The following is a 20,791-nucleotide window of genomic DNA, read 5'->3' as shown; positions in this document are numbered from 1 at the left end:
GTTAATTTAGAATCTACTTTTGAATAAGTGTGAATTACGACTTCGGTTCACTTTTCCCGTCATAACGCTTGGACCACTCTGCTAGTACCGCATCACGACTGTCTGCGGATTTAACCAAATCATACTTAATCAATTGTTCGATTGGGTTCTTTGAGTAGCCCTCAGGAATTACCGTACCTTCACCTTTAACAGCAATAATGGCATAGTTCTTGTTATATTCTTTCATTGGCTCATCAGAGATTGCCCAATCTAGAAATTGTTTTGCTTCTGCTTTCATTTCAGGTTTCTTAATCAGGCCATTCGCTTCAACATCCCAGCCAGAGCCTTCGGACGGGAACACAACTTCAACTGGAGCCCCTTTTTTCTTCTCTGTAATTCCACGATACCCGAATGAAATTCCGATTACCGCTTCACCTGAAGCAGCCATTTTGGCTGGTTTTGAACCGGAATGCGTATAGGCTTGGACATTCTCATGAAGCTTGTCCATAAACGCCCAACCCTTATCTTCACCCATCAATTGCAGCCAACCCGCTACATCCAAGAATCCAGTGCCTGAGGAAGCAGGGTTAGGCATTACGATCATGCCTTTATATTCGGGCTTTGTCAGATCCTCATAAGATGTTGGAATAGGTAGATTTTTCTTTTCTAACTCGACTGTGTTCACAATAAGCGCTGTTTCCCATGCGTCAATTCCGACCCATTTTGGTGTTTCAGCGTTATCTCTGAATTTATCCTGAATGCGATCTAATCCCACTGGAGCATATGGCTCAAGCAAACCTTCTTTATCTAAAGCAAGTAAGGATGTTGCTGCCAATCCCCATACTGCATCAGCAACTGGGTTGTCTTTCTCCGCAAGCAGTTTAGCTGTAATAATTCCTGTTGAGTCACGAACAATATTGACCTTCGTTTCAGGGTGTTGCGTATTATACGATGTAAGATACGCTTGTATCTGATCATCTTCCAATGCCGTGTACACCGTAATTTCTTTATTATTCTTTGTTTCTACTGATTGCTTTTCTCCGCTATTTGTTGCCTTACCGTTAAGCGCATCCTTTGAATTATTCCCACAACCTGCAGTGATGGACATCGCCATCATAGATACCAACAGTAAACTAACCCACTTTTTCATTTCATTCTCCCTCTCATATGTACGTTTAATTGCTCCTTTCACTTTACCCCCCTTTTGTTAACGCTGTATTAAATAAAGGTTAAACTTTCTTGTTTTATGTTAATGTTTCTTTATTTATGTTGTTTTTTGGATTGATTGGCCTACAAATAGAAAAATATAGGAATATTTACTTGTGAATAGTAAATGGACACTCATTCCATTCTTATAGATGGAACAACAAAGAAGACTGCCTTATATAATATCGCGGCAGTCTTCTTTGTTAATGAATACTTTAATTCCGTACGGTCAAACCTTTCTACCAGCTCGGCTACGCAGTGTTTCTAGATTCTCAAGTCCCGGACTTTTGCTCCCTAAATGGAACCTTTGGGAATCAGTGTAAAATCCATGAAAGTCCGAACCACCGGTTTGAAGCAGGTTGAACTCGGCAGCGGCAGCCTTAGCTCGCTCTTCTGTTGCTGTATCGTGTGAAGGATGCCATACTTCAATCCCTTGAAGTCCAGCATCGACAAGTTCGGAAATGGCCGGGAAATTATGCATTTGCCCTGGATGAGCCAGCACAGGCACGCCGCCTGCTTCCGTGATGGCTTTCACCGCATCGAACATATCAATGTAAGTAATCGATGTATACGCAAGACCTTTTGGAATGCCTTTATCTTCATCGCCACGAGCAAACAGCTTTTTGTATAACTCGCCATAAATGGTTGATGTATAACCCGCATCCAACAAAGCGTGCATAATATGCTGTTTGTAAACACCCGTCCCTCCAACGGCATACTGACTGACTCCATACCAGCTAATGTCATATCCTGCCTCAATAATCCGTTCCACCATATGATAAGATGCTTCATGTCTCTGCTTAATGAGAGGATCACACAATTGAGAGATCGCCGCATGTCCCGGTGTCACATCATATCCCAAAATATGAGCGCGGGTGCCCCGACTGAAATCAAATGCCGAGATTTCAATGCCAGGAATAATATTTACACCGTACTCCGCGCCAAGCATAATTGCGCTAGGTAATCCTTTCGTTGTATCGTGATCCGTAATAGCCAAATGTTCGACACCGTGCTCCTTAGCCAATTGAATAACTTCTTCGATGCTATACGAATTGTCAGAGATATTAGTGTGACAATGAAGATCGATCATCTCGCTTCAACTCCTTGGAAATAATAGTCGGATTGATAGACGAAATGTCCCCCAATCATCGTTTTGCGAGCTAACGGATACCCATTCTTCATTTCTAGCAGAACTAAATCTGCCACTTTTCCAACTTCAATGGAGCCATAATCTTGATCAATCCCGAGTGCCAAGGCAGGGTTCAGTGTCACCATACGTACAGCATGGGCCAGACCAACATCCGTATTCCCAATGATACTTACAGCAGGCAAAAGAGAAGGCGGATGATAATCCGAACAAAGAATATCAACTACACCAGCTTCAATCGCATCCATAGCGCGCAAGTTCCGATTATGTGAAGAACCTCGTACGATATTCGGCGCCCCTACACTTACATACATGCCTGAAGATTTAGCAGCTTTAGCGGCTTCCATACTTACTGGAAATTCACTAATCAAGATACCCAATCCTCGCATGAACTGAACTTTCTCTGATGTATCGTCATCATGTGAAGCCAACTGCACTTGCTTCGAATGAGCTAGTTGAATCAATTCTCTGATCTCTTCCCAATCCACCTGCTCTTGATATTGGATCAATTCATCGACAGTAGCTCCCGCTTCCTCAAAGCTCAGATGTTCCGTTCCCATAAGGTAATCACGTAATGATTCTTTTGTCTTGTATTGGCCCTGTCCTGGTGTATGATCCATCAGAGACAGCAGGTCAATCTGACCCTGTTCCAACATGTTCCTTACCATAGGTATGCCTTCGATATTCGTAATTTCATACCGTAGGTGCACGCGGTGTCTCAACATAGAAGGCTCCTTGCGTCTTCGTGCTGCATACGCAATGATGTTAGCAACGACCTCATCGTTACGCACAGACGTCCCATCCGAAGAGCTGATCGAATGATACAGCGTAGTAATACCCACACCAGCCATCTTCTTCTCTAACTCATACATCGCCATCTCTAGTGGGAATATGGAGTTCGGGCGGGGCTGGATCTCTTTCTCAATCGCATCACTATGCGTCTCAATGATACCCGGCATTAAATGAAGCCCCTTTGCATCAATCACTTGAACTTCAGATGTTAATCTAGCCCTCGTCACTTCGCCGGTCAGAATAGCCGCAATCTTATCATCCTTAATGTGTACATGCCCCTCTATAACTTTATCCGGCAAAATAATATGAGCATTCGTTATCAATAACTCACGGGATCTCATCACGCGTATCCTCCAACCATAATGCCATTTCTCATATTAAATTCTTTGTCCACAACGCTCTCCATAAATTCTAAATCATGAAAGATACCGATCATGCTGGTGCCGCCCCTTTTTAATTCAATAATCATATCGCGAACGGAAGCCTTCGAACCTTGATCTAGTGAAGCCGTTGGTTCATCCAACAAGAGAAATTTCGGGCGTTTCACCATCGCACGAGCCAGATTAAGGCGTAGCTTCTCCCCACCACTAAACGTGTTGGGATACGACTCCCAGAGTGATTCAGATAATTGAAAATGACTTAGTATCGCGCGAGCCTCTGCAACTGCAGCGGCTTTTTCCGTACCGATCTCAACAAGCACTTCAACGACACAGTCGAGGGCTGTCACCCGCGGAAGTACTCTCAAGAATTGCGAGACGTATCCAATCTCTTTCTGTCGAATCTCAAGGATGTCACGCTCTTCTGCCTTAGCCAAATCAATTAGACCATGTGTATCCGAGTGATACATCATGCTGCCCGATGTAGGGATATATGTGCGGTAGATGCATTTCAGAATGGTAGACTTTCCAGCACCGCTTTTACCAGTAATGCCAATAAATTCACCATGTTCAAGATCTAAGTTAATGTCGGTGCAGCCAACAATCTGCTTACCATCGAATTGATGTAGTGTGAATGTCTTTGTTAAGTTCTCGATATGCAAATGGGGTGTCATTATCGCTTCTCTCCTTTACTTTCGCTAGATCAACGAGTTGATCAACAGTTGTGTGTAGGCATGCTGTGGATCCTCCATGATTTGGTCAGTCAAACCTTGTTCGACGATACGGCCGTTCTTCATGACGATCGTACGATTGGTCAGCATCCGAATAACGGAGAAATCATGAGATACCACGATCATGCTGATACCAAGCTCGCGTCCAATCTGGCGAATCAAATCGAGCACGGACGCTTGAACAGAGACATCGAGTCCTGTTGTCACTTCATCTAGTAGAAGAAGTGGTGGATTGTTCGCTAATGCCTTAGAGATTTGAACACGTTGCTGCATACCTCCGCTGAAGTATTTCGGTTTATCGTCCATCCGTTCAATCGGAATTTCAGTCTTCGTTAGTAGTTCCTTCGCACGTTCGCGAATGTCACCCACATGGTTCCAATCAGCCATTAACAACTTCTCGGCAATGTTACCCCCAGCTGAATAATCAAGGCGTAAGCCCAGATGTGGGTTCTGATAGACCATGCCCATCAGGTGATTACGGATGTATCGCTTTTGCAGAGAACTAAGCCCATACACATTGCTTAAGCCCTCTTCGAAGTCTTGTAAATAAAATTCACCGGTCGTCGGCGCTTCGTCGAAATATAGTGTTTTGACCAACGTACTTTTGCCTGAGCCACTCTCACCCACAATACCTAACACTTCACCGGGATATACGTCGAAGCCAATATCTGCACAAGCCACGATGGTTCCACACTTCGGACAACGATTACGTCCATGCTCTGGACCCGTTAGCTCGATACAGCTGTCGCAGCCTTTCCCATAGATCTTACTGACATTCCGAATACTTACGCGATTATCCATTCCAACCCACTCCTATTTCGACTGGCTGATGCTGCCCTTTAAGCTGTTGTTTCCCGCAATAACTCGTATCTGAGCAATATAAATACCGCTCCCCTGTATTCGAATCGAAGGATTCTTCTAAGTACGTATGTGTACTGCCGCATTTCTCACAACCCGACTCATAACTTTCCACATTGAAAGGATAGTCCTCGAATTGAAGCGGAATGACATCCGTATGAGGGGGAATGGCATAAATACGCTTCTCTCGACCTGCTCCGAATAAGAACAACGTCTCTGCCTGATGCAACTTCGGCACATCAAAGCGCGGAATCGGGGATGGATCGCAAATATAGTGACCGTTCACGAGAACGGGGTAATCGTATGAAATACGAATCTCTTTCCACTCCACGATATCCTCATAGAGGTGAACCCACAGACGACTGTAATCACGCTCGGCATGCATCCGTCTGGATTCCTGTTCACTGGGCTCTACGGTGCGCAGAATCTCGGGTGTTGGCACCTGAAAGACAAGAATTTGTTCGTCCGTCATCTTCTCTTCGGGGATACGGTGACGCGTCTGGATCACAGTCGCTTCCAGCGTGTCCGTCGTTGTATCCACTTCACTCGTCTCACTTATGAGATCGCGCAGATTACAAGCATTCACGCTATCATCACTACCTTGGTCGATCACTTTCAGGACATCGCCAAGCCCAATAAGCGACAAGGTAACTTGTAGTCCACCTGTTCCCCATCCACGGGCTACAGGCATTTCGCGAGAGCCGAAAGGCACTTGGTAGCCGGGAATAGCCACAGCTTTAAGCGTTTTACGGCGAAGCTCACGTTTCGTATTCTCATCGAGGAAGCCATAGTTGTACATGCTCATACTTCGTTCTCCTCCTTCCGGTTGATCGAGCGAACACGCTGCAATTCCGCTTGGAAATCCACATAATGTGGCAGTTTAAAATGAGAGATAAATCCGGAAGATTCAATACCATCAATATGATAAAGAACGAATTCTTCATCTTGTGCTGGCGAAGCAGGATTCTCGGCAACCATCGTTTGATCCAGAATGCCCATCGAGATGGCTTTATCCTCGTTATGCCCGAAGCATAACCCGTATCCCACCGCGAATTGCGCCGCTCCACTCACATTCTCATCTTGTTGTCGAACAACAATCTCCGCCTCGGTGACGAGTATTCTGCCGAGGGCAATAGTCTCCTCTGGGTAAATCGGATGAGGCATATACACTGGTACGTAACCTACACGAAGTTCGCCTATCGTCGGATGTACGTCGCCATAACCTCTAACGCTAGAGTAAGCGAAAGCCAATAATGCCCCGGTTTCACCACGCGTCATCGCCTGTAAGCGAACGGCACGCGACGTCGGGAAGGAAAGTGCATCCCGGGTGATATCATCTACAGATCCATCTGTGTTACGCTCACCTTGAGTAGGAACATGAATCAAACCTTCTTCTTTCAACAAATTAATGACGCGAGGGAATGTTGGAACTTGTCCCGATTCAACCTCTTCCGCGTTCAGATTTAAATTCTCTAAGAACTCACTAATCGTAGCTTTCGCCTCAGCCTCGGTTTCCTCCATCAGTTCCATGCGCAGCAAACGTTTCGTATAATCACGTGTCGGCCCCAGATATTGACCTCCAGGCACCTCTTTGAAAGTCGCTGAGATACGGCGAACAATCTCCATCTTCGATGTATCGATGGCATCCGTATACGCTTGGCGTGGAAGCGTCGAGCGAAAGGCCCGAAGTAAGAACGATGCTTCAATCGCATCCCCTTCAGCTTGTTTCAACGCAAGCGCAGCAAGATCAGGATCGTATAGTGAACCTTCGCTCATCGCTTTATCTACGGCAAGCCGCATCTGTGTGCGAATTTGATTGATGGTGATGGGTTGTTCCCCGTCTTTCAAGCGATAATAATGAAGCAATTTCTCCGCTTCTTTAATCGCTTGCTGACCGCCTCGTACTGCTACATATGCCATCCCCTAGGCCTCCTCCACAATCTTCGTACTTCTTGGTAGGCAACACACACGCCCCTCATCATCTACGAGAATCCAATCGAGTCCAAGGGGGAACCGCCCGCTATTCAACAATAACTCCGAGAGCAACTCCCTATTTAGTCCATCCAGACTCAGCATCTGTTCACTCTTAATCCCAGGACCCCGAAGCTTCAACCTAACTTCGCCTTCTTGATCATCTGAGATTCTACTTACTTGAATAATGATCGTCGCACTTTGATCAGGATACAGATCCGTTCCGCGCTTCGCTTCCATTAAGTCGGGAGCGGTACCTTTGTGCACTAATATATAATCACTCTCGTGAAGCGACTTTGTCGTTGAACGTGTCAGCAGCTGCAAGTGTGGCGTTAATTCTTTCGAGATACTCGTCTCATAAAAGGAAACTTCCTGATCCAGTAACGTAATCGCGATACCAATCACATACTGGAACTCGCTTGGACAAGCTTGATAAACATAGGGTTCAAGCTGCTCAATGCTCCCAGGTCTCGCCATCGTATCTAACAACGACCGATATAACCGTTGCATATAATGAATTCTAGCGTTAAGTATACTCGTATTCATAAGATCCCCTAGTCCGCATCCATGACTTCGAAATCCACCATGGTCCGCTGAATGAATTTGTATTCCTGCTGTCTTTGCTGTCTCTGCTTCTCTCCTTGATACATCAATTCAACATCAATTTGCTCCTTCGTATTCGTCCATTTAAGATCAGAAGCGTGGTAGATCGCATCGAGGAGAGCCAAGGTGTAAGCTTCATCAGGATGATTGCCCATGACAATGCCATAACCAAGAACCCCATCTACCGTAACGGTGGCATCCGTCGTCAGAATTTCTCCAACATGAAACACTTCCTTCGCGACCGATTCCTCTGCTTTCATCATGACTAAGCCCATAGTGGCAGGATGGATAACATCAACCATGCCCAATGTCTCTATCCACTGTTTCCATAATGCTAAAAGTTCCTCTGGGACTTCCGCAGCAATCTCTGTTCGCTCTCTCGTATTCAAGCTCTTATCCTCCTCGGGTCATCTTCTGTTCGCTCTTATCAACGCTAATACACTCTCACTTAGCTAGAAGCAATCCAAGTGACGTCTTTCTTCGCCAAATAATCTTCCCACTCTTTCGGTGCTGGAACATCACTGACGATGATATCAATCTCTTTGAGATCAGCAACTTTATAAAATTGCACTTCGCCAAATTTCGAGTGGTCGGTTACCACGATATTGTGCTTGGATTGAGCTATCATCTTTTTGACTAATTGTCCGCGCTCTTCATCAAATCCGGTAATGCCCTTATCCATCATGATGCCGTCGATCGAAATAAATGCTTTATCCGCATAGAAATTCTCTACCATCTGCTCAGCTAGTGAACCGACAACTCGTGATTGCACGGAACTTACTCTACCCCCGATAAAGAATATTTCTCCAGAGAATAGCTCTTTGTTCATATAATCGATTAATAAGTACAGCGCTGGAACAGAATTCGTAATCACCTTGATATTCTTCTTGTTCAACAGGTAATCAATCATATGAAGTGTCGTTGTTCCGTCATCAATGTAAATAACATCATTGTCTTCGACGAGCGTAGCAGCAGCTCTACCGATCCTACGCTTCTCATCCGCATAGAGAACTTCCCTCTTCAGTTGAGAGGGTTCTTCACGGGCGAGGTTTATTTTCACAGCGCCTCCATAGACCCGTTTCAGCTTGTTCTCTTCTTCTAAATCCTCCAAATAACGACGAATCGTCTCCGAGGAAACATTTAGATTGTCTACCAATTCATTGGTCTTCACTTTGCCTTCCAGATTCAGCTTGTTCAAGATATAATCCTTACGTTCTTCACCAATCAACGACATGTCGTGCCAACCCCCGGTTCGTAAGTAGTACTCAAGAATAATGAGATGTTATTACTGAGATGACGTCTGCCAAGCAGCTGTTCTCTTCTTCACTTTATTTAAAATAAGTTCGTATATCACACGCACGATAATATTCGTCACAACGATTAGTGTAGACATCGCAGCCGCCGCAGCTACGTCACCCGCATCTTCCATATTGACTAAGGAGACCGCAGCCAAGTTGAAATCCGCAGATCTCAGGAATACCACGGCAGATACCGTAACCATCGAGTTAACGAAGAAGTACATCGCGATCTCAACAATGGCTGGTAAAGACATTGGTACCGTTACTTTCAGAAATGTTTTGTAAAAAGGAACCCGCATGGACTCCGACACCAACTCGAACTCTTTATCCAATTTCTTAAGTGCCGTCGTTGCTGTCATGAACGGTACGGCGTAGAAATGCGTAATGTTCGCAAGCACAATGATAATCATCGTGCCATAAATCCAATTCAATGGATTGTTCGGGTTATTAAAGAAGAAAATATACGCTAAACCAATCACCATACCTGGAAGTGCAAGTGGAAGGATCGAAAGAAAATACCCGACCTGTCTAAGCCCCTTCATGGTTCTTGATTTCTCAATGAGATAGGCAAAGACAAACGTCACAATCGTCCCAACAATCGCCGTTATGAACGATACTTTGAGCGAGTTATAGAACGGTTCAAGTCCCGATCCAGCTACATTTGAGAAATCGAAATGCTTCAAGCTGAAGTGTAAATTGTATGGCCACACCTTAATCAGTGAAGCAAATAATGTTGTAATTAAAGGGATCAGAATCGCAATCGAGATCACCCAGCAAAATACATGATATAATCCGTCGCGAAGACGTCCATCCGGTATCTTGTAAGGCGTCGATTTGGAGGAAAGCATGGAGCGCTGCTTCCGATCGACGAACCTATCTACGGCAAAAGCAATGATAGCAGGAATCGTGAGTAGGATACCGACCGTCGCTCCCATAGACATGTTCTGTTGCCCAATGACCTGCTTATAAATGTCGGTAGCGAGCACATTGAAATTTCCACCGATCGCCTGTGGTGCACCGAAATCTGTAAAACTGGCTGTGAAGCAGACGAATACAGCACTGATTAATCCGTATTTAACGGATGGCAGTGTCACGGTAAAGAACGTCTTGATCTTACCCGCGCCGAGTGTTTCCGCCGCATCATATAACCGTTGATCCGTAATGGTGAGCGCCGTAATAAAGATGAGGAACGCCTGTGGAAATAAATAGAGCACTTCGGAAATCACGATACCAATGGGTCCATAAATTTGAATATGGAACTCTGGCAATAGCCCGAAGAAGCCATTTGTAACGATACCTTGGTTACCGAATAAATACGTCAAGGCAATCCCGTGCATCATGGTAGGCTCAAAGAGCGGTAGTAGGGCCATGTAATGAAAGTAACTTTTACCACGAATTCCTGTCCGACTAATCCCGTAGGCATAGACGAAAGCCAGACTGACAGCTATTAATGTCGATAGCACGGAAATCCAAATCGTATTCGATAACGATTGGGCTAACGATGGTGTAGAGAAGTATTTAATGAAATTAGCAAGACCAATGAATTGTTCTTCTTTATTAATAAAAGCTTTGCTAAACAGGGTAATCAGTGGAATGAGCGTACTTGTGGTTAACGTAAGTACGAGCAAGACGATGAGCATATTTTGCATGGAGATAAACTCTCTCCATCTGCGGCGAATGGGCGGTCTCATGGTGACTGGTGACTTTTCCATTAGGCGCCCACCACCATCGTTTCAGATGGAAAGTTAATCATCTTATCCTGAGGGAATTCAACAGAAACCTCCGCGTATTTCGTAAGCTTAAGATGATGCGTGATCTGTGAAGAGACATCTACAGTAAGGTGTTGACCCGTTAGAACGGTTTGAAGAAGCAAACGATAGAATGCACCCCGGAACTCGACATGCTTCACAATAGCCGATATCCCTGTGGCGGAACCTGGTCCAGATATGCGAATATGCTCAGGGCGAACCGCCATATTCCTCTGAATGATGCTTCCCCCGTATTCCTCATCTTCCAGAAAGTTGATGGAACCAATGAAATCAGCTACAAATGGTGAGTTCGGCTCGTCATATACTTGCTCCGGTGTCCCGATCTGAACGACTTCAGCGTTCTTCATTACAACGATGCGATCCGCCATTGTGAGTGCTTCTTCTTGATCATGTGTAACCATGACTGTCGTGATGCCTAACTTTTCTTGTAGTTCACAAATTTGTTCGCGAAGTTTAACCCGAACCTTTGCATCCAATGCGGAAAGTGGCTCATCGAGTAATAGGAAGTCCGGAGACAGTACAATCGCACGAGCAAGCGCGATACGCTGCTGTTGCCCCCCAGATAGTTGCGCTGGATAACGGTCATGAAGATGCATCAGGTCAACAAGCGACAGAACTTCTTTCACTTTCTCATCAATTTCTTTTCTCGAGAACTTCTTACCTTGTAGCCCGTAAGCTACATTCTGATATGCTGTTAAATTCGGAAATAGCGCATAGGATTGGAATACCATACCGAAGTTTCTCTTCGCAGGTGGTAGCGAGGTAATATCTTTACCTCCAACGATAATACGGCCATGCGATGGTTTCTCTAGACCTGCAATAATACGTAATAACGTCGTTTTACCGCAGCCACTAGGACCAAGCAAGCAAATGAATTCGTTTTTTTGAATGTCGATGTTAATCTCTTTCAATGCATTGAAAGAGCCAAATGATTTATCTACGCCTTGAATGGACAGGTAAGCTTGTGACATGTTTTGAAAGCCTCCTTCGTCTTCTTTGTCTTGATAGTCTTAGTATAATCGGGCAGTGTTTGTGCTCTATTAAGGGAATGTAATCCTTGTGTAATTTGTTTTGTTTGGTTGTTTTTAGTTGTCACTATCTCCCTCTATTCGTGTATATCTATCTCCCACAAAATAAAAAAACTGACCGCAAATTTGCAGTCAGTCGTTGTATGGGTGAGTCTCTCTTTAGCTCTTTGGTTCACTCTTCGCGTTGAAACGTTTGTCCCACTCAGCAAGGACACCTTCACGGTTCTTCGCTGCATCATTCAAGTCATTCTTGATCAGCTGTTTCACAGGATCAACGGTATAACCTTCAGGAATTTTAGTTGAATCTGTTTTGAGAGAGATAATAGCGTAGTTCTTGTTATATTCTTTCATAGCATCATCTGTAATTGCCCAATCCAAGAAGTCTTTCGCAACTTGCTTAACTACTGTTTTCTTCATAAGTGCATTTGCTTCTAAATCCCAACCGGAACCTTCTTTAGGAAATACTACTTCAACAGGAGATCCGTTTTTCTTCTCTTCAATACCACGGTAACCGAAGGAGATACCAATTGGATATTCACCTGTACCTGCTAATTTAGCTGGTTTGGAACCTGAATGCACATACATTGCGATATTAGCATCCAATTTGCTCATATAATCCCAAGCTGCATCTTTACCTTTCAATTGCACAAGACCAGATACAGTCAGGAAGCCTGTACCAGAAGAAGATGGATTCGGCATCGTGATGAGGCCTTTATATTCTGGTTTAAGTAGATCTTCATAGGATTGTGGAACCTCAAGATTGCGTTTCTCCATTTCCGTCTTGTTCACGACAAACGCTGTTTCCCATGCATCAATCCCTACCCAGTGTGTTACATCATTTTTGTCTTTGAAATCAGGAAGAATACGTTCTACCCCTTTTGGTGAGTAAGGCTCTAACATATTATCTTGATCAAGAACCAATAGACTTGTTGCCGCTAGACCCCATACCACGTCTGCTTGTGTATTATCTTTCTCTGCGAGTAATTTAGCTGTTACAATCCCTGTGGAATCACGTACAATGTTTACTTTAACATCAGGATATTGCGCATTAAAAGTCGTTAGATAAGCTTTGATCTGATCATCTTCTAGAGCTGTGTAAACCGTTAATTCCTTAGACGTCGTGTCTACAGTTGCTTCTGCGTTAGTACTTACTGTCGGCGTTGCATCTGCCTTAGTGACATCATTGTTTGCTCCCTTACCACCACATGCAGCTAACAAGAATACCATGGACAACATCGTAACTACACTTCCGAAAGATCTTTTCATCTTCTCTAATCCCACTCCTTCTATTTTCATCAGTTCTATGTGATTCTTCCTGATAAGGAAACTATAAAGTAGATTTGTTAGATGGGTATTAAGTACAAGTCAAATATTGTTTATTTTTTGTTTTTTTTGTTTTATTTGTTTTTATTTGTTTGTGTTTACGATCCAAAACAACTGATTCTCCATGTTTTCTAGCAATCTTTCGATATCAGCCAAGTGCACATCTCCAATATTTCCAATACGGAAAGTGGATGCCGCAGTTATTTTACCAGGATAAATAACAAATCCAACTTCCTTAATACGTGAATAGAATTCCTCAAAAGAAAACACAGAAGAATCTGGGTATAAGAATGATGTAATGATCGGCGATTGAAGCTCCTTAGACAGCAAAGTCTGGAAGCCCATTCTTTGCATGCCTTCTACTAACGTCTGTTGGTTACGAGCAAATCGCTCATATCTACGCGCTATGCCGCCCTCTTCTTCAAGCTCCAACAGTGCTTGATCAAAGGCACGAACCGTATGTGTAGGCGATGTGTAGCGCCACTTCCCATTGCCCAGTTCCATCGCTTCCCACTGATCATAAAGATCTAAGGATAAGGAGCGAGCTTGCCCTGTACAGGTGAGCAGTGCTTCTATCCGCGCAATAATAAATCCAAATCCAGGTACCCCTTGGATGCATTTATTCGCACTACTAATAAGATAATCGATGCCCAGTTCAGCCACATCCATCGGAATCCCACCGAATGAACTCATGGCATCCACGATGACGGTTTTACCATATTGTTTCGCCACTCGAGCCACATCCGCAATCGGGTTAATCATCCCCGTTGTTGTTTCAACATGAACGACAGCTACATGTGTAATGGCAGTGTCAACTTGTAGGATTTCCTTTAGCTGTTTCACATTGACTGGATTCGTCTCCCCATCATCCATCACGACGTAGTCTATACCGAGTACTTCAGCCATTTCAGCTATTCTTTTACCATAGGCACCGTTGGTTAGAACGAGAAGTTTACCGTCTCTTGGAATAACAGAACCAATGACGGATTCTACGGAGAAGGTACCACTGCCCTGCATCAGAACCGTCGTATAAGCATCCGGTTGGCTAGAAGCCATCTTCACAAGACGGCTACGAATAGACTGAACAAGTTGGTTGTAATCTTGATCCCATGTACACCAATCGCGTAACATGGCTGCCTTCACCTTTTTACTAGTCGATAATGGACCTGGTGTTAACAATAGATACGGGTTATCCGGCAATTGAGTCACATTCATATTCATGGGCGATCTCCCTCTTGAATTCGTTGATTAATCCATGGAATTAACGTATCTAACTCTCCTATGGCATCGATAACGTAATGAGCTCCTTCGGAACTAAATTTAGATGCTACGGCTTCCATTCGTTGCTTCAACATATCAATATCACAAGTATTCACTTCATCCTCACTCATACCCAGTTCACTTCCACCCTTTACGACACCTACTGTCCATGCGCCGGAATTCACGCCTTCTTGGATATCGCTTACCGTGTCTCCAACTTTGATCATGTTATACATAGGATATACGTTCAACGCTGCCGCATTCTCATACATCATCCACGGGTACGGTCGGCCTGCTGATACATCATTTGGCGTAACCAAATGATCTGGTTCATACCCCCGCTTCTTCGCCTCAACCGTTACAATCGCCATCATCTCAGCGGTGTAACCTGTCGTCGAACCGATACGAATTCCTTCTACGCGTAGTCGATCTACTAGGGCAAGTGCACCAGGAATCGGTTCAGCATATTCATGTACAACGGCTAACATCATCGGTTCGAAATCGGCATAAAGCACATCAACATCTGATTCCTCAGGAAGCTGACCGTAGCACTCTTCCCATAATGCGGATACCCGCTCCATCCGCAGAATCTCACGAATGTGATCCCGCTTAAGTAGTCCCATCGGCGCTCTCGCCTCTTCTATCGTAATCGCTATATCTTTCTTACGAAAAACTTCCATGAACACATTTAACGGTGCGAAACAACCGTAATCTACCATCGTACCGGCCCAATCAAAAACAACTGCTTGTATCATAGATGTGCCTCCTTGTTTGATATCATTTGTCGTTATCAACGCAATAGCGAATCATATTTCCTGTAAGAATAATTCCTTACTTTCTTCTATGTTAGATGCGAATTGTAAACACAGAATTAAATAAATGTAAATGTTGTGCTTTTAGTTTTATTTAATTTGTTTTCATTGTATTTTTGGCCAGCACAACTAATCCCTCGTCTTAAATCTGTATCTACTGAGAACTTTTTATTATGCCTCGCGCGTCTTACCCACGTAAGACAAAACAGGCGAAGGACTGAACATCATATGAAAGACATCTCAGAACATAACAGAAGAACAACAGCAGGAGAAGTTTCTACTCATAAACAATCGTCTCATCACAAACGTTACATACCAGGGTTGGATGGCCTTAGGGCACTATCTGTACTTGCCGTTATTGCCTATCACCTCAATCTTACTTGGGTCCCTGGTGGACTCTTAGGTGTCGGGATTTTCTTCGTTCTCTCCGGTTACCTTATTACGGATCAGATCATCACCCAGTGGAAACAACATGGTCGACTTGATCTCAATAATTTCTGGATACGACGTGCACGTCGGTTACTACCAGCCATGTTCGTCATGATAGCCCTTGTTGCTGCGTGGCTCCTAATCTTCGATCGTTCCCGATTGATATCGTTACAAGGCGATTTTGTTTCCTCAGCGTTGTACTTCAATAACTGGTGGCTCATTTTTCACAACGTATCGTATTTCGACAGCTTTGGTCCTCCTTCTCCTATTGGTCACCTTTGGTCGTTAGCTATCGAAGAACAGTTTTACTTAATATGGCCGTTGGCTCTCCTAATCGGATTAAGAATCGCACCACAACGCGGCAAACTTATTTTGCTTATTCTTTCAGGTACAACGGTCTCAGCACTTGCCATGGCATTACTATTCGAACCAGGCATGGACCCAAGTCGGGTGTACTACGGTACGGACACTCGAATCTTTGCCCTATTGATCGGAGCCGCTCTAGCAATAGCTTGGCCAAGTCACAAGAACACCAAAGCAATCTCTCGCGGAGCTCGTAATATCCTAGATCTGACTGGAACGATTGGACTTCTCAGCATCATTCTTATGATTTGGCGAACGAATGATCAAGGCAGTTTCTTATATTATGGAGGATTGCTTCTTTTGTCTGTCCTTTCGGCAATGGTCATTGCGGTACTTGCCCATCCAGCGAGTCGACTAACCAAGCTGATGGGATGTAGGCCATTACGGTGGATTGGCGTACGATCCTATAGCCTATATATTTGGCATTACCCGGTCATTATTCTAACTAATCCTACGATTGATACCGGTGAACCCAATAGCCTGCGTATCATTCTTCAGTTAGGAGCTAGCTTCGTTCTGGCCGCACTATCATTTAAGTACATCGAAGAGCCTATACGTCATGGTTTATTAGGAAGATTGTGGGGAAAAATAAGCATTCAGCCCCGCATTAAATTTCGAGCTGTATTCCTTGTTATCACAAGCTCATTTATCCTATTCTGCATAGCCTGCAACAACAATTTGAATACACAATCATCAGCCTCAGTCCAACCGACGATAGAAACCACGGTTACTGATAAGGTTGAGCATCCTGTCGACAGGGTAGGACCTACAAAGGAATCCCCTTCGATAGCCATCGAAGAAACGGATAAGCCATCCGATCAACCCACGACACCTGAACCCAAAGAACCGACCGATAAGCCCCACACAAAGAAGAATGGCGTGGGTAAGGGGGTATTCGCAATAGGTGATTCCGTTATCCTTGACGCCGCTCCTTTTCTAGCTGAAATGCTACCTGGTATTGTTATCGATGGTAAGGTGGGCAGACAAATGTCACAAGCTAAGGAAGTCATCGATAGACGCAAGTCAACTGGGGAACTTGGCAATCAAGTTATCATTGAGCTCGGAACGAATGGAGCATTCAACGCCAAGCAGTTACGAACGTTACTTAAGTCGATGGACGATATCCAGCACATTATATTGATAAATACCCGTGTCCCTAGAAAATGGCAAAACACCGTAAATTCAACACTACGAAAAGTAGCTTCAGATTTCCCAAATGTCACCGTGGTCGATTGGTTCTCTTCAAGTAAAGGTAAAGCGGCATACTTCTCCGAAGATGGTGTCCATCTTACACGTGAAGGTGCAGCGTTCTACGCATCACTTATAGCCAATGCCGTTCAGACCAAGAAACCATGAGTAAACCTCATGATGAAATTAGTTAAGCGATTTTAAAACTTTTTAGTGTAGGTCATACGTCTTCCTTATATATAAGACACTGGAAAGGATATTACGATATGGCGAATAGGAATATAGAAAAGATACTTACACGTTGTATAACCGATAACAAAGAGAATGTATATCGATTATCCTACAGCTATGTGAAGAATAAAGAGGATGCTCTGGATATTGTCCAGGACTCTATCTACAAAGCCATTTCATCCATCGATCTACTCAAGGATCCTGAAGCCGTAAAGAGTTGGTACTTTCGAATCGTGGTGAATACCTCGTTAGATTTCTTAAGGAAACAAAAAAAAGTCCAAGTCATGGACGAAGACACGATCGAATCTAACAGTCCCGGAACCGAAGACGTATACCAAGATATTGATTTAGAAAGAACATTGGATGATCTACCCGACAAATACCGAAGTGTTATCGTACTGAGATATTTCGAAGATCTAAAGATTGATGAAGTCGCAGAAGTATTAAATGAAAATGTAAATACGATAAAAACCCGATTATATCAGGCTCTCCAATTGTTAAGAGTCACCATGAATGATGAATATTCTAAGGAGGTAAAGTAACATGGACAACAAATTAGAACAGCTACAAGAACAATATAGGAATGTACCTATTCCGGATGAACTGGATTTTGTCGTACACAAAGCATTAAAGGCAAAGAAAAAGCGAAAGGTTAGTTCGAAGTGGTTAGCAGGGGTTAGTGCAGCAGCTATGGTCTTCATTATTGGAATTAACTCCAGTGCAACAGTCGCCAATGCGTTCTCCGTCATACCGGGGGTTGATAGTATCGTTAAGGTGCTGACTTTTAGAGAATTTGCCGTGAACGAACCGACTTATAATGCAGATATTAAGGTACCTGTCATTACTAATTTAGATAATAAAGAACTAGAGCTAGGTCTGAATCAGAAATATCTTGCAGAGAACAAAAAGCTATTTGATGAGTTCCAAGCTGAGATGGAAACGATGAAGAAAGAAGGAGATGGCCATTTAGGGGTTGATACAGGGTTCGAAGTCAAAACAGACAATGATAGTATACTTTCTATCGGTAGATACGTTGTGAATACAGTCGGTTCATCTTCAACAACCATGAAATATGACACGATCGATAAGAAGAATCAAATATTATTGAATCTGCCTATGTTATTTAAGGATGATCGATATATGACCGTCATAGGTGAGAATATCAGTAACCAGATGATCGCACAAATGAAGGCTGATCCTGATAAAGTCTATTGGGTAGCAACTGAAGAAAATAAAGATCCGCTATATGATTTTAAGAACATCAAAAAAGATCAAAGTTTTTATATCAACAATAGCGGCCAACTTGTGATTACTTTTGATAAATACGATGTTGCTCCAGGTTATATGGGGCTTGTAGAATTTGTGATTCCTACAGAGGTCATTTCTGATATTCTTGTTAGTCATAATCTCATTAAATAGAAGTGAGAGAGACCAATATTTCCACTATTGTGCAACATTTTCATGAAACCCTCCGTCTAAGACTATGTAAGCAACGAGGGTTTCTATGAAATATACACAACAATGAATCTATTGGAGGAATAACAAATGAAGAACAAAATGTATAAAGTGTTAACAACAGCATCCATTCTAGCAATGGTATCTATACCGATGGCAGTAAGTGCACATGACGTTCCAACGGCGATCAATCATAATGGACAAGGAATCATTCAAAACGCAGTGAAGTTTGTTCCTGGCACAATGGGTCAAATAACAGACTTCGTCAACGATAAAACAGGTAAATACGTTACCGTAACAGGTCGCGGTCTTACGACGGCAGATCAAAGTGAAATTAAGCTATTAATTACAAAACATACAAAGATTATTGATTCTAAAGGTAAAAAAGTGGCTCTAAAAACCATCATCGATGAGCAAAAGGTTGTTAAAGCATACTACGGACCTAAGATTACGAAGAGTATTCCAGCACTCGGATCCGCATTAACACTTGTTGTTCAAAATGAAAGCTTCACTGCAGTTGACGGCAAAGTAACCGAAGTTACTGACACCGGCATCGTTGTAACAGGTAAGAATATCTATACGCAGTTCGAAGATACGATCGTATTACACTTTGCAAAAAACGCTAAGATTATCGGTCAAGATGGAAAATCTATCAAGGCAAATGAGATCAAAAAAGGCATGAGTGTTAAAGCATTCTATGGTCCTGCTGTTACGATGAGTCTTCCGCCTCAATCGACAACTAACTATGTTGTAGTGGATACAACAGTTGAAGAATCCGTTCAAGAACAAGCACCAGGTACAGATGGAATTATCACGAATGTAACAAATAACAAGATCACTGTCATGGGTAGCCCTATGAAAAATGGTGGTGCGGATTATGTTATCCTAGCGGTTGATAAGGATACTAAGATCGTCAATCAAGACGGTAACCCATTAACACTAGAAGCACTGAAAGCAGACGTTCGTGTGGATGCTTACTACAGCGGCGTGATGGCTATGAGCTATCCTGGTCAGACACATGCTGATAAAATTGTTGTAAAAGCAACGGAAACTAATAAAATTGAAGGCACCATCGTTGCATCAGATCGTGCAACAAAAGGCCAAGTGTATGTCAATGTTGGTTCTGACACAACAATTAACAACGATGTGATTCTTAACATTACAGAAGATACAAAAGTAATTTCAGCTATTGGTGGAGGAATTAAATTGGAAGCAGGCATGAAAATCATCGCTTACCATTCCTCAATCATGACTAGATCATTACCAGGCATCACGAATGCTGAAATTGTTATCGTAACTTCTGACAAGACGGTATCGCCTAAGTAATAGCTGTATCCATACAAAAACCAGCCTTCTCATGAGAAGGCTGGTTTTTTACATACCACATATTGTATAACTACACACTCACATGCATGGACTACTTTTTCTTAAGCAAAGCAACGGTAAAGTTAACCGCTTCTAGAACCTCTTTTACAAAAGGAATATTCTCCGCTTCCCACTCTGATGGGCTATCCATACCGTATTCATCGACATATTCAAGTAATTGTGCCGCGGCTGCTTGGAGTGGAGCTCCTTTAACTGCCGATTTACCTCGTAACACTTGAATCGAAAGCTTCATGGCTTTAGAGGTTTCCTTAATAAAAGGGAATTCATCCTTCTCCCAAGCCTTCGCATCGTCCATATCATATACTGAAATCCATTTCTCTAGTAACTGTGCCGCTCTTGTTGCATCCATTTGACTCATATCCTTGTTCTCCATTCTGATCATCTATTGATGTGGGATTCATCCCACAGATTCTTTTCAACTATCTTACCATGCCACATCCACCTAATTCGTGTTTTTTTTGCTTTTCTAGACTTTTACGGATATGGTTTATGAAGAAGATCTATTACACGTTATAAAGGATGGGAAATTATTGAATAACACTAGCCAATTTATATACACTTTAGCATGCAGTGATGATGAAAGTT

20 protein-coding genes are annotated in these 20,791 nt (G+C 43.2%); 4 read left to right on the top strand and 16 right to left on the bottom strand.

All coding sequences use genetic code 11. The features are described 5' to 3' along the window. Nucleotides 1-34: 34 nt before the first annotated feature. From BW961_RS17330 to phnX, 15 genes are all read right to left on the bottom strand, one after another. Nucleotides 35-1,129 carry a putative 2-aminoethylphosphonate ABC transporter substrate-binding protein gene (locus BW961_RS17330; RefSeq protein WP_068589015.1) on the bottom strand — a complete coding sequence of 365 codons (1,095 nt, stop codon included), beginning with the start codon at nt 1,127-1,129 and terminating at the stop codon, nt 35-37. A gap of 285 nt (nt 1,130-1,414) precedes the next feature. Then, nucleotides 1,415-2,275 (bottom strand): PHP domain-containing protein, encoded by an 861-nt coding sequence (locus BW961_RS17325; protein WP_068588526.1) that lies wholly within the window; start codon nt 2,273-2,275, stop codon nt 1,415-1,417. Further along, complete coding sequence (gene phnM, locus BW961_RS17320) at nt 2,272-3,465, bottom strand: phosphonate metabolism protein PhnM (protein WP_068588530.1); 1,194 nt, start codon at nt 3,463-3,465, stop codon at nt 2,272-2,274. Before phnM ends, BW961_RS17325 begins: the two co-directional genes overlap by 4 nt. Next, entirely contained in the window at nt 3,465-4,175 is a 711-nt protein-coding gene (gene phnL / locus BW961_RS17315; protein ID WP_068588534.1) for a phosphonate C-P lyase system protein PhnL, read from the bottom strand. Before phnL ends, phnM begins: the two co-directional genes overlap by 1 nt. A gap of 24 nt (nt 4,176-4,199) precedes the next feature. Beyond that, nucleotides 4,200-5,033, bottom strand: coding sequence for an ATP-binding cassette domain-containing protein (locus tag BW961_RS17310; protein ID WP_068588536.1), 834 nt, complete (start codon nt 5,031-5,033; stop codon nt 4,200-4,202). Further along, entirely contained in the window at nt 5,026-5,895 is an 870-nt protein-coding gene (locus BW961_RS17305) for an alpha-D-ribose 1-methylphosphonate 5-phosphate C-P-lyase PhnJ (protein ID WP_068588539.1), read from the bottom strand. The genes BW961_RS17310 and BW961_RS17305 overlap by 8 nt, the downstream gene beginning before the upstream one ends. Beyond that, the gene (locus BW961_RS17300; protein ID WP_068588543.1) at nt 5,892-7,010 is read right to left on the bottom strand and encodes a carbon-phosphorus lyase complex subunit PhnI; all 1,119 of its coding nucleotides are present in this window, start codon (nt 7,008-7,010) and stop codon (nt 5,892-5,894) included. The genes BW961_RS17305 and BW961_RS17300 overlap by 4 nt, the downstream gene beginning before the upstream one ends. A gap of 3 nt (nt 7,011-7,013) precedes the next feature. Continuing rightward, the gene (gene phnH / locus BW961_RS17295; protein WP_068588546.1) at nt 7,014-7,607 is read right to left on the bottom strand and encodes a phosphonate C-P lyase system protein PhnH; all 594 of its coding nucleotides are present in this window, start codon (nt 7,605-7,607) and stop codon (nt 7,014-7,016) included. 8 nt (nt 7,608-7,615) lie between these two features. Beyond that, the gene (gene phnG, locus BW961_RS17290; RefSeq protein WP_068588549.1) at nt 7,616-8,053 is read right to left on the bottom strand and encodes a phosphonate C-P lyase system protein PhnG; all 438 of its coding nucleotides are present in this window, start codon (nt 8,051-8,053) and stop codon (nt 7,616-7,618) included. Between the two features lie 59 nt (nt 8,054-8,112). Beyond that, entirely contained in the window at nt 8,113-8,898 is a 786-nt protein-coding gene (locus tag BW961_RS17285) for a DeoR/GlpR family DNA-binding transcription regulator (protein ID WP_068588551.1), read from the bottom strand. A gap of 51 nt (nt 8,899-8,949) precedes the next feature. Further along, on the bottom strand, nt 8,950-10,674 hold the full coding sequence (locus BW961_RS17280) for a putative 2-aminoethylphosphonate ABC transporter permease subunit (RefSeq protein ID WP_082867581.1): 1,725 nt from the start codon (nt 10,672-10,674) through the stop codon (nt 8,950-8,952). After that, nucleotides 10,674-11,702: a putative 2-aminoethylphosphonate ABC transporter ATP-binding protein gene (locus BW961_RS17275; RefSeq protein WP_068588553.1), complete on the bottom strand. Its 1,029-nt coding sequence runs from the start codon at nt 11,700-11,702 to the stop codon at nt 10,674-10,676. Before BW961_RS17275 ends, BW961_RS17280 begins: the two co-directional genes overlap by 1 nt. Before the next feature lie 216 nt (nt 11,703-11,918). Beyond that, nucleotides 11,919-13,025 carry a putative 2-aminoethylphosphonate ABC transporter substrate-binding protein gene (locus tag BW961_RS17270; protein WP_068589021.1) on the bottom strand — a complete coding sequence of 369 codons (1,107 nt, stop codon included), beginning with the start codon at nt 13,023-13,025 and terminating at the stop codon, nt 11,919-11,921. 141 nt (nt 13,026-13,166) lie between these two features. Then, entirely contained in the window at nt 13,167-14,282 is a 1,116-nt protein-coding gene (phnW, locus tag BW961_RS17265) for a 2-aminoethylphosphonate--pyruvate transaminase (RefSeq protein WP_139331680.1), read from the bottom strand. 17 nt (nt 14,283-14,299) lie between these two features. Continuing rightward, nucleotides 14,300-15,097, bottom strand: a complete 798-nt coding sequence (phnX, locus tag BW961_RS17260; protein ID WP_082867582.1) for a phosphonoacetaldehyde hydrolase — start codon at nt 15,095-15,097, stop codon at nt 14,300-14,302. Nucleotides 15,098-15,382: 285 nt separating this feature from the next. On the opposite strand from phnX, the gene BW961_RS17255 reads away from it, so the two are divergent. From BW961_RS17255 to BW961_RS17240, 4 genes are all read left to right on the top strand, one after another. Further along, nucleotides 15,383-17,302, top strand: coding sequence for an acyltransferase family protein (locus BW961_RS17255; RefSeq protein ID WP_082867583.1), 1,920 nt, complete (start codon nt 15,383-15,385; stop codon nt 17,300-17,302). 98 nt (nt 17,303-17,400) lie between these two features. Beyond that, nucleotides 17,401-17,907 (top strand): RNA polymerase sigma factor SigV, encoded by a 507-nt coding sequence (locus tag BW961_RS17250; protein ID WP_068588558.1) that lies wholly within the window; start codon nt 17,401-17,403, stop codon nt 17,905-17,907. Nucleotide 17,908: 1 nt separating this feature from the next. Then, nucleotides 17,909-18,784 (top strand): anti-sigma-V factor RsiV, encoded by an 876-nt coding sequence (gene rsiV / locus BW961_RS17245; RefSeq protein WP_068588560.1) that lies wholly within the window; start codon nt 17,909-17,911, stop codon nt 18,782-18,784. Nucleotides 18,785-18,910: 126 nt separating this feature from the next. After that, the gene (locus tag BW961_RS17240; RefSeq protein WP_068588563.1) at nt 18,911-20,146 is read left to right on the top strand and encodes a peptidase; all 1,236 of its coding nucleotides are present in this window, start codon (nt 18,911-18,913) and stop codon (nt 20,144-20,146) included. A 91-nt stretch (nt 20,147-20,237) separates the two neighbouring features. Here the strand turns inward: BW961_RS17240 and BW961_RS17235 are convergent, their stop codons facing one another. Beyond that, a complete protein-coding gene (locus BW961_RS17235; protein ID WP_068588564.1) occupies nt 20,238-20,564 on the bottom strand; it encodes a hypothetical protein in 327 nt (108 codons plus the stop codon). Nucleotides 20,565-20,791 lie beyond the last annotated feature (227 nt).

Origin of the sequence: Paenibacillus macquariensis (genome assembly GCF_900156375.1) — a bacterium.
Taxonomy (GTDB): domain Bacteria; phylum Bacillota; class Bacilli; order Paenibacillales; family Paenibacillaceae; genus Paenibacillus_AQ; species Paenibacillus_AQ macquariensis.
Note: the sequence above shows the minus strand (reverse complement) of the source record. Positions and strands in the feature narration are given on the sequence as shown.

Excerpts from the sequence above, each read along its gene's own strand:
- BW961_RS17310 (WP_068588536.1), bottom strand. The coding sequence starts at position 5,033 with ATGGATAATCGCGTAAGTATTCGGAATGTCAGTAAGATCTATGGGAAA.
- BW961_RS17305 (WP_068588539.1), bottom strand. The coding sequence starts at position 5,895 with ATGAGCATGTACAACTATGGCTTCCTCGATGAGAATACGAAACGTGAG.
- BW961_RS17325 (WP_068588526.1), bottom strand. The coding sequence starts at position 2,275 with ATGATCGATCTTCATTGTCACACTAATATCTCTGACAATTCGTATAGC.
- phnH (WP_068588546.1), bottom strand. The coding sequence starts at position 7,607 with ATGAATACGAGTATACTTAACGCTAGAATTCATTATATGCAACGGTTA.
- BW961_RS17330 (WP_068589015.1), bottom strand. The coding sequence starts at position 1,129 with ATGAAAAAGTGGGTTAGTTTACTGTTGGTATCTATGATGGCGATGTCC.
- phnX (WP_082867582.1), bottom strand. The coding sequence starts at position 15,097 with ATGATACAAGCAGTTGTTTTTGATTGGGCCGGTACGATGGTAGATTAC.
- BW961_RS17235 (WP_068588564.1), bottom strand. The coding sequence starts at position 20,564 with ATGAGTCAAATGGATGCAACAAGAGCGGCACAGTTACTAGAGAAATGG.
- BW961_RS17250 (WP_068588558.1), top strand. The coding sequence starts at position 17,401 with ATGGCGAATAGGAATATAGAAAAGATACTTACACGTTGTATAACCGAT.
- rsiV (WP_068588560.1), top strand. The coding sequence starts at position 17,909 with ATGGACAACAAATTAGAACAGCTACAAGAACAATATAGGAATGTACCT.
- BW961_RS17255 (WP_082867583.1), top strand. The coding sequence starts at position 15,383 with ATGAAAGACATCTCAGAACATAACAGAAGAACAACAGCAGGAGAAGTT.
- BW961_RS17270 (WP_068589021.1), bottom strand. The coding sequence starts at position 13,025 with ATGAAAAGATCTTTCGGAAGTGTAGTTACGATGTTGTCCATGGTATTC.
- phnM (WP_068588530.1), bottom strand. The coding sequence starts at position 3,465 with ATGAGATCCCGTGAGTTATTGATAACGAATGCTCATATTATTTTGCCG.
- BW961_RS17275 (WP_068588553.1), bottom strand. The coding sequence starts at position 11,702 with ATGTCACAAGCTTACCTGTCCATTCAAGGCGTAGATAAATCATTTGGC.
- phnL (WP_068588534.1), bottom strand. The coding sequence starts at position 4,175 with ATGACACCCCATTTGCATATCGAGAACTTAACAAAGACATTCACACTA.
- BW961_RS17240 (WP_068588563.1), top strand. The coding sequence starts at position 18,911 with ATGAAGAACAAAATGTATAAAGTGTTAACAACAGCATCCATTCTAGCA.
- BW961_RS17300 (WP_068588543.1), bottom strand. The coding sequence starts at position 7,010 with ATGGCATATGTAGCAGTACGAGGCGGTCAGCAAGCGATTAAAGAAGCG.
- BW961_RS17280 (WP_082867581.1), bottom strand. The coding sequence starts at position 10,674 with ATGGAAAAGTCACCAGTCACCATGAGACCGCCCATTCGCCGCAGATGG.
- BW961_RS17285 (WP_068588551.1), bottom strand. The coding sequence starts at position 8,898 with ATGTCGTTGATTGGTGAAGAACGTAAGGATTATATCTTGAACAAGCTG.